Annotated in this window: 17 protein-coding genes and 1 riboswitch; of the genes, 14 read left to right on the top strand and 3 right to left on the bottom strand. The window is 36.5% G+C overall.

The features are described 5' to 3' along the window. The first annotated feature begins 311 nt into the window (after positions 1-311). The 10 genes from KM149_RS10515 (at position 312) to KM149_RS10470 (ending at position 8,254) form a co-directional block, all read left to right on the top strand. A complete protein-coding gene (locus tag KM149_RS10515) occupies positions 312-938 on the top strand; it encodes a Bax inhibitor-1 family protein (protein WP_050331662.1) in 627 nt (208 codons plus the stop codon). Between the two features lie 19 nt (positions 939-957). Further along, a riboswitch (TPP riboswitch) is annotated at positions 958-1,065 on the top strand. Between the two features lie 74 nt (positions 1,066-1,139). Further along, positions 1,140-1,724, top strand: a complete 585-nt coding sequence (locus KM149_RS10510; RefSeq protein WP_241415386.1) for a thiamine phosphate synthase — start codon at positions 1,140-1,142, stop codon at positions 1,722-1,724. 5 nt (positions 1,725-1,729) lie between these two features. Next, positions 1,730-1,930, top strand: coding sequence for a sulfur carrier protein ThiS (gene thiS / locus KM149_RS10505; protein ID WP_016424425.1), 201 nt, complete (start codon positions 1,730-1,732; stop codon positions 1,928-1,930). A 2-nt stretch (positions 1,931-1,932) separates the two neighbouring features. Then, entirely contained in the window at positions 1,933-2,700 is a 768-nt protein-coding gene (locus KM149_RS10500; protein ID WP_241415600.1) for a thiazole synthase, read from the top strand. Next, complete coding sequence (locus tag KM149_RS10495) at positions 2,700-3,707, top strand: ThiF family adenylyltransferase (RefSeq protein ID WP_214971622.1); 1,008 nt, start codon at positions 2,700-2,702, stop codon at positions 3,705-3,707. The genes KM149_RS10500 and KM149_RS10495 overlap by 1 nt, the downstream gene beginning before the upstream one ends. Before the next feature lie 75 nt (positions 3,708-3,782). Beyond that, positions 3,783-4,496, top strand: a complete 714-nt coding sequence (locus KM149_RS10490) for a YebC/PmpR family DNA-binding transcriptional regulator (protein WP_050331999.1) — start codon at positions 3,783-3,785, stop codon at positions 4,494-4,496. Positions 4,497-4,519: 23 nt separating this feature from the next. Beyond that, positions 4,520-4,996 (top strand): cupin domain-containing protein, encoded by a 477-nt coding sequence (locus tag KM149_RS10485; protein ID WP_165545093.1) that lies wholly within the window; start codon positions 4,520-4,522, stop codon positions 4,994-4,996. 371 nt (positions 4,997-5,367) lie between these two features. Next, entirely contained in the window at positions 5,368-5,931 is a 564-nt protein-coding gene (locus KM149_RS10480) for a ribonuclease FAU-1 family protein (RefSeq protein ID WP_165545092.1), read from the top strand. 123 nt (positions 5,932-6,054) lie between these two features. Beyond that, the gene (locus KM149_RS10475; RefSeq protein ID WP_016424431.1) at positions 6,055-6,921 is read left to right on the top strand and encodes a LysR family transcriptional regulator; all 867 of its coding nucleotides are present in this window, start codon (positions 6,055-6,057) and stop codon (positions 6,919-6,921) included. 127 nt (positions 6,922-7,048) lie between these two features. After that, positions 7,049-8,254 (top strand): sugar efflux transporter, encoded by a 1,206-nt coding sequence (locus KM149_RS10470; protein WP_060830306.1) that lies wholly within the window; start codon positions 7,049-7,051, stop codon positions 8,252-8,254. Between the two features lie 254 nt (positions 8,255-8,508). Here KM149_RS10470 and KM149_RS10465 read toward each other — a convergent pair whose 3' ends face one another. After that, positions 8,509-9,192 carry a DUF1129 family protein gene (locus tag KM149_RS10465; RefSeq protein WP_050346001.1) on the bottom strand — a complete coding sequence of 228 codons (684 nt, stop codon included), beginning with the start codon at positions 9,190-9,192 and terminating at the stop codon, positions 8,509-8,511. Positions 9,193-9,289: 97 nt separating this feature from the next. Here KM149_RS10465 and KM149_RS10460 point away from each other — a divergent pair, with 97 nt between their 5' ends. From KM149_RS10460 to KM149_RS10445, 4 genes are all read left to right on the top strand, one after another. Further along, on the top strand, positions 9,290-9,745 hold the full coding sequence (locus KM149_RS10460; RefSeq protein ID WP_241415385.1) for a GNAT family N-acetyltransferase: 456 nt from the start codon (positions 9,290-9,292) through the stop codon (positions 9,743-9,745). Between the two features lie 190 nt (positions 9,746-9,935). Beyond that, the gene (locus tag KM149_RS10455) at positions 9,936-10,316 is read left to right on the top strand and encodes an SA0632 family lipoprotein (RefSeq protein WP_207554664.1); all 381 of its coding nucleotides are present in this window, start codon (positions 9,936-9,938) and stop codon (positions 10,314-10,316) included. Positions 10,317-10,445: 129 nt separating this feature from the next. After that, entirely contained in the window at positions 10,446-10,745 is a 300-nt protein-coding gene (locus tag KM149_RS10450; protein WP_016424436.1) for a hypothetical protein, read from the top strand. Positions 10,746-10,831: 86 nt separating this feature from the next. Beyond that, positions 10,832-11,407, top strand: coding sequence for a GNAT family N-acetyltransferase (locus tag KM149_RS10445; protein WP_050331655.1), 576 nt, complete (start codon positions 10,832-10,834; stop codon positions 11,405-11,407). A gap of 126 nt (positions 11,408-11,533) precedes the next feature. Here KM149_RS10445 and KM149_RS10440 read toward each other — a convergent pair whose 3' ends face one another. Both KM149_RS10440 and KM149_RS10435 read right to left on the bottom strand, forming a co-directional pair. Continuing rightward, a complete protein-coding gene (locus KM149_RS10440; protein WP_165545152.1) occupies positions 11,534-12,100 on the bottom strand; it encodes an LOG family protein in 567 nt (188 codons plus the stop codon). A 151-nt stretch (positions 12,101-12,251) separates the two neighbouring features. Further along, positions 12,252-12,701: a YaiI/YqxD family protein gene (locus KM149_RS10435; RefSeq protein WP_165545090.1), complete on the bottom strand. Its 450-nt coding sequence runs from the start codon at positions 12,699-12,701 to the stop codon at positions 12,252-12,254. Positions 12,702-12,704 lie beyond the last annotated feature (3 nt).

Here is a 12,704-nt window from a genome sequence, read left to right as displayed (position 1 = left end):
TTGCCATCCATCTGTCGTTAAAAATAAAAGACGATTCATTGTAACAATGAGTCATTGAACAAGGTCCAACGGCTAATGGCTTCATAAGTCAGTGGAAAGTATTCTATAGATTGATGGCTAATTTGTGCAACTGAATATAACATAAAGAAACGCCACAATGATAGTGAACATAAGATGTGGATTACACGGCGTGAAAACTAAGATGAATGAGGTCTAAAAAGGGTATTTTCTGGTACAGGACAAGAGACTTTATTTTATTCGTGACACAATCTATCGTAAAATATAACAACCAAAAAGAAAGGAGAGAAAAGATGTCATCATCAACACATCAAGCCGCTAGTAAGGCTTATGGAAAAGTTTGGCTCTTTTTTGTTTATTATTGGCTTATTTTTGGCATTTCAACTTATTTAGGTCAATTTTTACCAGAAGCATGGCGCCAACCGTTATCGATAGGATTACTTATCCTTATCCTTACTTCGATGGTTGTACAACGTGTACGTTTTAGTGGTCCTATCATTTCACATATTTATACCATTGTTGCAGGCTTATTATCCTATGCCACATTTATGTATACGTTAGAAGATTTGGGGCCAAGTGTATTTTTTAATACTGTTTTATTAGCAATTGCGGCGTTTCTTATCTTTGGCTTTTTAGGTTATTTTTTGATAAAAGATGCTTCAAGTATCGGAAAATATTTATTCGTAACACTTATCGCTTTAATTTTAGCAAGTCTACTCGGATGGTTTATCCATAATCCGATTTACCATACGCTTATTGCTGTGGTGGGTTTGTTATTATTCTTATTGTATACCCTTTACGACTTTAATCGAATGAAACGAGGACAATTTTCACCTAGAGAGATGGGTTTCAATTTGTTCTTAAACCTTTTCCGTATTATTCGTTATGTGTTAGAATTAACACGTATGGTAAAACGTTAACGCAATTGAATAGATAAAACGATTCCACTGGAAGTGCCATTGCGAATGGCTGAGATTGAAATGCGATTTCAAAATTCCTGAACCTGATCCAGTTCGTACTGGCGTAGGAAAGTGGCTGAATTCGTGGGAATAACACGCTACTTTTCTTAATTTGATTTATGAAAAGTAGCTTTTTTTGTTGCGTTAAGGAGGATGGATACGATGATTGTAGTGGTTACACCTTATCAAAGGCTTGATCATACGCATATTCAACGCTTGTGCGCAATTGAACCTGATATTAATGGCGTCATTTTCAGGACGCCTATGAGAAAGCCTGAACTAGAAAAATGGATTTTAAAGTTGCATGATGAAGGTTTTCCAAAATCTAAAATGATTGTACATACGGATGTGCAGCTTGCCGAGCAATTGGGCATTCATCGCCTTCATTTCAGAGAAGGTGATGTTGGAGCTGAATATATCAAACAGAAGTCGCCGGATTATCGTATTAGTATGTCTACACATTCTGAAAACAGTATTCGCTATGCGCAAGCTCAACGTTTTGATTTTGTGTTGTTTGGTCATCTCTTTCCTACACCCTCTAAGCCCAATCAGCCACCGCGATCGTCTAGTGAAATTGCATCAGTGTTGTCTATTGACTTTCCTATTATTGCAATTGGAGGCATTCGTCTTGAGACAATCCAAAACGTTCCTACAGGTTTTTCGGGGATCGCATGTATCGGAAGTGCGTTTTCAAACGAAATCCATCAGTTTAAACAAATGATCACTTATTGGCATGCAAAGGAGTGAAGGTAATGCAAGTATATGTTAATGGTGAAAGGCAACTTTTCGATGAAGGTACTACGATTCGTGATATATTGAATCACTTTGGTATTGAGTCAAAACGCATGGCAGTCGAACGTAACGAAGAAGTTGTAAAACGCTCAGAGTGGGATACAACTGAAGTGCGTGAAGACGATCAGTTAGAACTTTTAGAATTTGTTGGAGGCGGTTAATGATGTTTAAAATTGGTAATTTAAGTTTCAATTCAAGATTATTTTTAGGAACAGGTAAATTCGAAAATGAAGAGATTCAATCTCGTGCGATAGACGCATCTGAAACAGAAGTACTTACATTTGCGGTACGCCGAATGAGTTTGTATGATGAAAAGTTGCCTAATCCTTTAGCCAATGTGGATTTATCTCAATTTACGACATTTCCAAATACCGCAGGTGCGAAAACGGCTGATGAAGCAGTACGTATTGCTGAATTGGCAAATGAAGCGGGTGTATGTGACATGATTAAAGTAGAGGTGATTGGTGACGATGAAACTTTATTACCTGATCCCCTCGAAACTTATAAAGCATGTGAAATTTTATTAGAAAAAGGCTACATTGTCTGTCCATATATTTCAGATGATGTTGTGTTAGCGAAACGTTTGGAAGCGCTTGGTGTACATGCCGTGATGCCACTTGCTTCGCCAATTGGTACAGGAAGAGGTATTAGCAATCCTTTAAACTTGCGATACATTATAGAAAAAAGTCAAGTTCCTGTTATTGTCGATGCGGGCATAGGTTCGGCAAAAGACTGTGCGGAAGCGATGGAACTTGGGGCAGATGCGATATTATTAAATTCTGCGGTATCACGTGCTAAAGATCCTGTGAAAATGGCAGAAGCAATGAAAAAAGGAATTGAAGCGGGTCGTTTGAGCTATGAAGCGGGTCGTATTCCTATTCGCTATAATGCTGTTCAATCAAGTCCATCAGAGGGGTTAGGGTTCTTATAATGACCCGCTATAACAGACAAGAGAAATTTAAACCTTTTGGTCAACAAGGACAACTCCAACTGCAGCAATTACATGTGATGGTTATCGGTGTTGGTGCGCTAGGAAGTGGTATCGCAGAACAATTGACGCGAAGTGGTGTCGGCCGTTTAACAATCGTTGATAAAGATGTGGTGTCCTTATCTAATTTACATCGTCAAAGTGGTTATACTGAAGCGGATGCACAAGCCATGATGCCGAAAGTATTTGCATTACAACAACATCTATCAGCAATGAACCATGAGGTGACGATAGAACCATTGAATGAGGAAATCACCGCAAGAAACATATTGGGCATCCTCAATGAAACGCAACCCGACATGATTTTAGATGGACTCGATCGATTTGAAACACGTTATTTAGTTAATGAAGCCTCTAGAAAGTTAAATATACCTTATATTTATGGGGCTGTAGTGGGGAGCCAAGTGAGTGTTTTTCCAATTCATCAAGATGGTCCATGCTTACATTGTGTAATGCCAGATGTGCCAGATACAATGGAAAGTTGTGATATTAATGGTGTTCTTCCACCCGCTGTTCATATGGCGAGTAGTCTGGTTGTAGCAGAAGTCTTTCATTATTTGATGCATGGTGATTTTTCTTATCGTATGACGACAATGGATATTTATCGTGGCAAAATGAAAACATTGTCTATCACAGCATTGAAAGAAGAAGATTGTAAAGTTTGTGCTCAACATCAATATGATCGATTAAATCATAAGCAACTCGAACAAACACAATTACTGTGTGGTGGCGTTTATCAATATAGACTCTCTCCAGAGCAGTTTTCAGCAAAAATCCATCCAAGTGTGACATGTTTAATCGAAAATCATTTTATTAAACGATTACAATATAAAGACTATGAAATGACATTATATCAAGATGGACGGTTGTTGATTTATCATGCGTCAGATCAGCAAACGGCGCATGAATTAGTACAACGATTATTCGTACAACCTGTTCACATTGAGTAGAATGTTGCCAGACTGTAAAATTTCCATGTATAATAAAGAGTATTCAAAAAAGCATGTGAAAGCGAGATGGAAGTAATGGGACGTAAATGGAATAACATTAAAGAAAAGAAAGCACAAAAAGATAAGAATACAAGTCGTATTTATGCAAAATTTGGTAAAGAAATCTATGTGGCTGCAAAATCAGGAGAGCCAGATCCAGAGTCAAACCAAGCGTTAAAACTTGTACTTGAACGTGCTAAAACTTATTCTGTACCCAACCATATTATTGAAAGAGCAATCGACAAAGCTAAAGGTGGCGGCGAAGAAAATTTCGATGCGTTACGTTATGAAGGTTTTGGTCCAAGTGGCTCCATGGTCATCGTTGACGCTTTAACAAACAATGTTAATCGTACGGCATCTGATGTAAGAGCCGCATTTGGTAAAAATGGAGGAAATATGGGCGTTTCTGGTTCAGTTGCTTATATGTTCGATCACACAGCGACATTTGCCTTTGAAGGTTTTGATGCAGATACCGTACTTGAAGCATTAATGGAAAACGATGTAGATGTTCGTGACGTGGTTGAAGAAAGTGATTTGACAATCGTCTATGCTGAACCTGACCAGTTTGCTACAGTTCAACAAGCTTTACGTGACATGGGCGTTGCTGACTTTGAAGTTGCAGAATTTGAAATGTTACCGCAAACAGAAGTGCAACTTTCTGGTGAAGACCAAGCGACTTTTGAAAAACTGATTGACGTATTAGAAGACCTTGAAGATGTACAACGTGTCTTCCATAATGTTGAACTATAATAAATCTCTGGGAGGCATTTATTATGGATGTTCAAGAATGGATACAGCATCTTAATTTAACCCCTCATCCTGAAGGGGGATATTATCGTGAAACAATATTAAGTCCAAATCAGGCAGAAGGCCGTCCAAATTATTCAAGCATTTATTTTTTATTAGAAGACGCAAACATTTCTCATTTTCATCGCATTGATGCTGATGAAATATGGTACTTTCATGCTGGGCATACACTCACGATTCATATGATACACCCTGATCACACATATGAAACTGTGCAACTCGGTCCGGATGTAGCAAATGGTGACGTATTACAATTTGTTGTGCCTAAAAATACCATTTTTGCATCTTCTATTGAACAAGAAAATAGTTTTGCGGTAGTGGGTTGTATGGTACAACCGGCATTTCAATTTGAACATTTTGAATTATTCACACAAGATGAGCTTATAAAAACTTATCCTGAGCATAAAACAATCATTCAAAAATATGCGAAAAAGAATGTGTAAATGAAAGGGAATGAGGAATGACCTCATTACGTCAATCCCATAACATATAGGGCGATGATGGGAGACAGTGGTTGTGATTTTAAACATACTAAGGTGGATGTTAAGGTGATGAGAACCTAACGATTGTATACACTTTAGTATGTTTTTTGTTTCATATTAAGATGTATGAAATCGTACGATGTTCTCACCTTTCAGAAAATCAACGTCTACGCTTAAATTGACGTATAAAAAATATTGCACATCACATAGCTTTAGACAGACTGACATCTATCATCGAGGTGTAGATGAGCAAAGTTCAAGTGGGTTAGAAACTGAGAGAAGTGACATATAACGCTGATTTATATATAATGTACGAAAGGGGGTTGGTGGCTGTGAAAGTGAAATATATTGATAAACGTCACTGGCGTCGCCTCTTAGACCATGATTATATCGAAGTTAAAGTAAACAATAACAAATTTAAAGGCATCATAGGTTTAATTACAATTAAAAAGGTGAGAGAGCCTTTAGAGGTGACCGTTGTAGGTAAGAAGATAGTCGTGGCTGATGATAACTATCAGTGGTTGCAAATATTACCAGAAAAAAAGCGTTACAGTATGACTGTCATGTTTAATGATAAAGGACAACCATTGCAATATTATTTTGATATTAATTTAAAAAATATAACGCAAAAAGGTAAGGCACGTACGTTAGACTTGTGCTTAGATGTGCTCGCACTACCCAATGGTCAATATGAACTTGTTGATCAAGATGACTTGGAATATGCACTGAAAACGAAGCAAATTACAAGAAAGCAATACCATGAAGCTTATGTGATCGCACACCAACTCATGATCCAGATTGATGAGGATTTTGAAGGTATTGAAAGACGGGCAATGTACTGTTATCAGAAAATCAAGCATAAGTATCAGAAAAAAGAAAAGCATAAACAGTATTAGTGATTAAAAGAAATGTTTTTCACACACCGTTACAACCAACCCAGCGTGTGCTGTGAAAGTATACATGCACACTGGACAATGTTCTGTTTGTCTAGTGTTCTTTTATTTTGAGGAGGCGCTACGATGAAAATTGATGATTATCGGTTGTTAATTACTTTAGATGAGACACGTACGTTGAGAAAAGCAGCTGAAAGACTATATATTTCTCAACCTGCAGTCACGCAACGTCTTAAATCTATAGAAAGACATTTTGGTGTTGAGATTTTCATCCGAACAAAAAAGCAGTTAATTACGACAACTGAAGGTGCGATGGTTATAGCGCATGCAAAATCAATGTTAAAGCAAGAGCGCTTGTTTCAAGATAAAATTAAGGCACATGTGGGTGCGATTAACGGGACACTATCGATCGGTTGTTCATCACTTGTGGGTCAAACAGTGTTACCTGAAGTGTTAAATCGTTATACAACTGAATTTCCAAATGTTGAAATTGAATTACAAGTCGGGTCAAGTGAACATATTAAAGCGAATCATAATGATTATCATATAATGATTGTTCGCGGAAATCCTTTATTAAATATGCATAATGATCATTTAATGGACGATAAACACTATTTTATTTATCCTAAAAATAAAAAAGATGAGTTGCATAAATTACCTTTCATCGAATTTCAGGCTGATCCAGTTTACATTAATCAAATTAAAACGTGGTATCAACAACATATGTCTCAAGATTATCATGCAAGAATCAAGGTGGATCAAGTTGCTACATGTAAAGCGTTACTTTTGAGTGGTGTTGGCGTGACCATATTACCAGAAATTATGGTGAAAGACTTAGATATTACACAATTCGAGATGTTAAAAGTTGACATAGAAGCACATTCGCTCGTGCGTTCTACATATTTAAGTTATGACATGAGTATGATGCAATTACCGCAAGTGAGCTCATTTATTAATGTTTTCAAAGAATATCTACATCTTGATCAGATGTGACGTATACCATTGCGCGTTTACGTCCGATGGTTTAAGGGTGTGCTTTTTTAGGTAAACAGAAGAAAAAGTAAAGGATGATGTAAAGTCATTTAAGAAAGAAGATAATTACGTATTAAGGAGAAAACAAATGTTTCGGGAATTATTAACTATTAAAAATTATAAGCTCTTTTTAGTCAACATGATGCTGATTGGCATGGGGATTGCCATTACAGTACCTTTTTTTGTGCTATTTGCAACAAACCAACTCGGGATGACTACCAATCAGTTTGGATTATTATTAGCACTTGCGGCAATTAGTCAATTCACAATGAACAGTATTGTCGCGCGTTTTTCAGACACACATGCTGTGAATCGCAAGTTATTAATTATTATTGGGTTATTTATGGGCGCTATTAGCTTTGCACTCCCCTTTTTTATTCATTCTATAACGCTATTTATTATTTTATATGCCATTTTTCAAGGGCTGTTCGCACCTGCAATGCCACAACTTTATGCATCTGCGAGAGAGTCTATTGATCAGTCAACTTCAAGCAGTCGCGCCGTTTTTGCAAATTCTGTGCTGCGGTCTATGTTTTCATTTGGTTTCTTATTTGGACCTTTAGTGGGTAACATTCTTAATCAGTCATGGGGCTATAGTGGACTTTTCGGAGGCACTGTCGCGATTATTTTGACAACACTACTCTTACAAGTCTTCTTTTTCAAAGATATCAAGACGAAACAACCCACGCGTACAGCGACACATACTGAACAAAATGCACCTTCTATGTTGAGACATCGTTATCTTATCGTGCCATTTGTTGCTTTTGTGTTATTACATATTGGGCAATGGATGTACACACTCAATATGCCCCTTTTTGTCACGAAATATCTTGGTGAAGAAGAGAAATATGTAGGTCATTTAGCAAGTTTATGTGCAGGTTTAGAAGTGCCTTTTATGATTATTTTAGGCATTGTTGCGAGTAAGGTTCAAACTCGAACGCTGTTGGCTATTGCAGCTGTTTGTGGAAGCCTCTTTTTTGGAAGTATAGGCGTGTTTGAAAGTGTGAGAATGATGTTAATTGGTCAAGTCTTACTTGCAGCATTTTTAGCTGTTTTATTAGGTATAGGGATTAGCTACTTTCAAGATATTTTGCCACAATTTCCAGGGTATGCTTCAACATTATTTGCAAATGCAATGGTTGTCGGCCAGTTGTTAGGAAACCTTCTAGGCGGTGCTATGAGTGACTGGATTGGTTTAGGTAATGTCTTCTATGTCTCTGCATTATCATTATCATTAGGTTTTGTATTAATTTTATTTACTAAAAAAAGTCCAAAAACAGTTGAAGTAAGCTAAATTCGATACAGGAAATAGACTGTACAACTGAGGAGATAAATAGGGCTTCATTTATGTAATGATTTAAATAGTAACTAAAAAACGAGGCTAGGATATGATCCTAGCCCCGTTTTTAATCATTTAAGCGCAAATTAAGGGCGCGAAGAAGTTTTATTTTTTACATGTACCTTCAAGCACCTCATTACTTTTGAAGATTCATTTATTATATAGGAAATCGTCTTCGTTTTGCTTTGGACGATGGCCGTGCTTTAACTTTAACGCCATGAAGGTCCGGTCTGTTTCTGTTTATGATTCTGTAAATAAGCACCTACAGGTACAATAATGAATGATGCGACAATAAAAGCCCAATTGCTGATATGAATATAAGGGCCAAATTGTAAAAAGTTTTGTGGGAAGAAGAAAACAATAAAAATGATCACCACTAAAGCGATTAAAACGATGTAACCTAAAAGCCAAGCAATTCGGGAATAGCTAAAAGCTTGTAACTGTACCATTTTAAAGCAAGCCCATACAAACAAAAATGTAATAAAAATACCTAAAATAAAAGTGAACGGGAAAGTATAAAGATAAATTCGGGTATCATTGATAAAGAAGCCTAAAAAACCTTTTAAAAAGCAAAAGAGGCCTAATAAAAAAATAATATGTTGGAAAATATAACGAAATATATTGATAAATGTATGGTTGGGTAACTCTTTAATCGTTTGTATCGCATGTTTTTTTGGATCATGATTAAAAAAATCCATCGCATGCATCCCTTTATTTTCAGCATTAAGCAAATGCGTCAAAATACGTTGTAGAACAATTTCTGAATCATGTGCATTGACCCGCATATCTGCGCGTACATATGTCATATAGCTTTCAAATATTTGACGGTCTGTATTATTTAAGCGCAATGACTTAACATTATTTTCTTTCATGAGTTCGTTAGTTGTCTTCATTGGTCATGCACCTCCTTTTATTCGGTTCAACATTAAACTGTCACTATTATGACGATTTTATAGAAATAAATCAATACTTAAGAGAGAGGTATCACGTATGCTTTTACTGAAATCAAAAAATCACCACTATATACATCAAGTGGCATCAATACATGTACAAATGTTGTATGAACAGCGTCATAGCAATAAAAAGGCTGTGAGTCAGATGGAAATTGCACTGTACGAAGAAATGATTGATCGCCGGTTACGCTATACACAAGACTGGCTAGGTGTGATGAGGGGTGACGACGATAGAGTTCAAGCGTATGGATGGGCGCATTTTGATAGTACTTCTCAAACAGTGACGATTGAATCTCTTTATGCAGCACCTGCTTATCGTCAACAAGGCTATGCAGAGCAACTCAAAAAAGAGATTGAGCAGTGGGCAATCAAACAAGAGGCACATCAGTTGATTGGGACAGTGGATAAAAATAATGAAGCCATGATAGCATTGAACCAAAAGTTAGGTTATCAAGTCGAAAAGTATACGATGGTTAAAAATCTTGAGCATTAAGGCGATAGAGAAGTACGAATCTAGATGTTTTTCGAAGATTGTCTATATTTTTGTGATATGGAAAAGAAAGCTAAAGAGGGCACGAATGAATTCAGATTTTTTATCATGATGCGCATAGCCTTGTTATGCTAGAAGCGTAAAACCATGATAGAATAAAAGAGAAGTATTTTTTGATATGGGAGAAAGAAAAATGAAAAAATGGCTAATTATACTTGTGACACTCACATTTGTTTTGTCTGGTTGTGGGAAGAGTGAAAAAGATAAACTGCAAAATGAAATTCAATCGCTAGAAAAAGAGCAAAAAACACTCCAACAAGAAAATGAGAAGTTAAAAAAGCAAGGTGATGATTTAGATCATCAAATTAAAGATGTAGAAAAGTCCATTGATGAAGGTAAATCAACGGATACAGAAAAGAAAAAAGATAAACCGCAAGAAAAAGAAAAAAACCATGAAAAAGCCAAGCATACAAAAGAACCAACAAACGCTAATGAAAAGGCGTCTACACATAAAAAGACGAATGAAGTGCATAAAGAACAAGCAACTTCAGATTCAAACGACAAGCAACATTAACCATACGCAAATTATAAAAGGCACGCAACAGAAAGCTTTCATTCATTGACTACATCTCAAGCGTTTGATGTTAAAATGGAGAGGGTATTAAAAACACATATATGAACGTACAGAAAAGAGGGATTGCACATGTATGAAAAGGAATTTGAGTTATTAGAAGGTCGCGACATGTCTTTAATTGAACTCGGACGTGAGCTTGAAAATATTACAGGTTATTCAATTATAGATGCAACAGGTGAGTTGAAACGTGTAATTGCATTAAAACCTAATTTTGATCATGATTGGGAAACGTATGTCGCAACATATCGTTTGAACCATAAAAATGATTTTGTCGATGCGACATTTACTACAAGTAAAGGTCAAAATCCAAATCGCATAAAAGAAGTACCCGTTAAAATCCAACTGATTAGCTACATTTCTAAGGCATAATGGATATGGCATCACTTTTGCAGCTCTATGGCTATTGTAGCTATAGAGTCTATTTTTTATGAGCGGTAACAATGGGGGGATCATCAATGACAGTATATATAGAGACAGCACGATTAAAGCTAAGAGATTGGCAAGAGGAAGATTTACTACCTTTGCAACGATTAAATGCAAATCGCCAAGTCAGACAATACTTTCCAAGTCTGTTAAGCTATGAAAAATCAAGACTTGATTTTGAAGCGATGAAAGCTTACCTATCTAAAAATAAAATCGGTTTATTTGCGGTTGAATTGAAAGCGACAAAAGAATGGATTGGTTTTATCGGTGTGAATTACATACCTAAAACGAGCGACTATCCTTTTGATAATTTACCTTTTTACGAAATTGGTTGGCGTTTATCACCAGAAGTGTGGGACAACGGGATTGCTACTGAAGGGGCGGAAGCGGTTTTAAATTATATTAAACAGCGAGGTGTTTCAGAAGTATATGCCATCGCTGCTCACATTAATCGTCCTTCTATTCGTGTAATGGAGAAAATTGGAATGTCTTTTTATGATAAATTTGAAAAAAGAGAGCTAAGCCCGCATCATGTCTTAAAGCAACAAGTCAGATATCATAAAACGCTTTATGATGACGTGGCAGAGACACATAAAAAGTCGTCGTAATTAAATAAAAGAAATGTCCGATAACGATACATTGAAAAAGGGAGTGGCATCAATCCCTAACATGGGCTTTATCATACCAGCTCCCTTGTATTATACGGTGTAACACGCTATCTTAAACGATTACGATTAATCATATGTTCGTGTCGAGATAGGTTTTGCATTTTTAAGGCCTTCTAGTAAGCTTTCGGGCGTTTCATAGAGGTGTGCGAGGTGCGTATATTTTTCATCAATAAATCCTTCTTTGATCATATGTTCAATTAAATTTTGAAGTGGATTAAAAAATTGTTTCGTATTATAAATACCAATTGGTTTTTGATGTAACCCAATTTGTGCCCAACTATAAATTTCAAAGAATTCTTCTAAAGATCCTGCACCGCCAGGAGCCATCACAAAAGCATCAGCTAAATCTGACATTTTTTGTTTTCGCTCATGCATCGAATCCACTAAGATTAATTCTGATACTTTTTGGCTTGTGATTTCTCGTTCATCTAGAAACTTTGGCATAACGCCTATCACGCGTCCGCCATAATCTAAGACACCTTCTTGTATGGCACCCATGATACCAACGGAACCTGCACCAAAAACTAACTCAATTTGATGTTCTGCGAGGTGTTTTCCTAGAGCGTATGCTTCTTTTACATATGTATCATCGTGACCTTTACTTGCGCCACAAAAGACAGCAATTCTTTTAATCATATTGCCTCCTCCTTAATATTGACGAATCTACTTGATTATATTCTTCCAACGACCTGGTTTAGGTGACGAACGTAAAATTAAAGGCGTCTACGCAATCGCGTCACTTTTTTAATCATTGATTTAAAAAATGATGAAATCAGGTCATCTGTTACTGCTGTGTCTCAATTAATTTTAACAATTGCGATTCAAAAGATAAACGTTGATCTTGATTAAAAGCTTTTGGCCCTTTTGGATAACGCTTTGATTTTCGACGCTCTTGTTGATGATAATAACGTTGTGTAAGCAAACGTTCTATATTTTCAGACGTATATAAATGCCCGGTATGATGCAAAACATACTTGACCTTATTTAAAAGTAAACTCGCTAAACCATAGTCTTGTGTGACAACAATATCGTCGGGTTGAGCATATTGAAGTATCATAAAGTCAACGGCATCTCGACCACCATCGATATATTTCACTTCAACGTGTGCGGGAAATGATTGAACAGAAAAATGGTCGTATGTGCGAAAGAGATATACAAAGATGCCTGTCTCAGACGTCAAACGAATAATCGAATCTACGACTGGACAAGCATCGCCATCTATCAATATACGCATTGA

The sequence above is a fragment of the Staphylococcus coagulans genome (genome assembly GCF_022557135.1).
GTDB lineage: Bacteria > Bacillota > Bacilli > Staphylococcales > Staphylococcaceae > Staphylococcus > Staphylococcus coagulans.
Note: the sequence above shows the minus strand (reverse complement) of the source record. Positions and strands in the feature narration are given on the sequence as shown.

Bases quoted from the DNA above. Each gene is read 5' to 3' on its own strand.
- KM149_RS10515 (WP_050331662.1), top strand. From the start codon at position 312: ATGTCATCATCAACACATCAAGCCGCTAGTAAGGCTTATGGAAAAGTT.
- KM149_RS10510 (WP_241415386.1), top strand. From the start codon at position 1,140: ATGATTGTAGTGGTTACACCTTATCAAAGGCTTGATCATACGCATATT.
- thiS (WP_016424425.1), top strand. From the start codon at position 1,730: ATGCAAGTATATGTTAATGGTGAAAGGCAACTTTTCGATGAAGGTACT.
- KM149_RS10500 (WP_241415600.1), top strand. From the start codon at position 1,933: ATGTTTAAAATTGGTAATTTAAGTTTCAATTCAAGATTATTTTTAGGA.
- KM149_RS10495 (WP_214971622.1), top strand. From the start codon at position 2,700: ATGACCCGCTATAACAGACAAGAGAAATTTAAACCTTTTGGTCAACAA.
- KM149_RS10490 (WP_050331999.1), top strand. From the start codon at position 3,783: ATGGGACGTAAATGGAATAACATTAAAGAAAAGAAAGCACAAAAAGAT.
- KM149_RS10485 (WP_165545093.1), top strand. From the start codon at position 4,520: ATGGATGTTCAAGAATGGATACAGCATCTTAATTTAACCCCTCATCCT.
- KM149_RS10475 (WP_016424431.1), top strand. From the start codon at position 6,055: ATGAAAATTGATGATTATCGGTTGTTAATTACTTTAGATGAGACACGT.
- KM149_RS10470 (WP_060830306.1), top strand. From the start codon at position 7,049: ATGTTTCGGGAATTATTAACTATTAAAAATTATAAGCTCTTTTTAGTC.
- KM149_RS10465 (WP_050346001.1), bottom strand. From the start codon at position 9,192: ATGAAGACAACTAACGAACTCATGAAAGAAAATAATGTTAAGTCATTG.
- KM149_RS10460 (WP_241415385.1), top strand. From the start codon at position 9,290: ATGCTTTTACTGAAATCAAAAAATCACCACTATATACATCAAGTGGCA.
- KM149_RS10455 (WP_207554664.1), top strand. From the start codon at position 9,936: ATGAAAAAATGGCTAATTATACTTGTGACACTCACATTTGTTTTGTCT.
- KM149_RS10450 (WP_016424436.1), top strand. From the start codon at position 10,446: ATGTATGAAAAGGAATTTGAGTTATTAGAAGGTCGCGACATGTCTTTA.
- KM149_RS10445 (WP_050331655.1), top strand. From the start codon at position 10,832: ATGACAGTATATATAGAGACAGCACGATTAAAGCTAAGAGATTGGCAA.
- KM149_RS10435 (WP_165545090.1), bottom strand. From the start codon at position 12,701: ATGCGTATATTGATAGATGGCGATGCTTGTCCAGTCGTAGATTCGATT.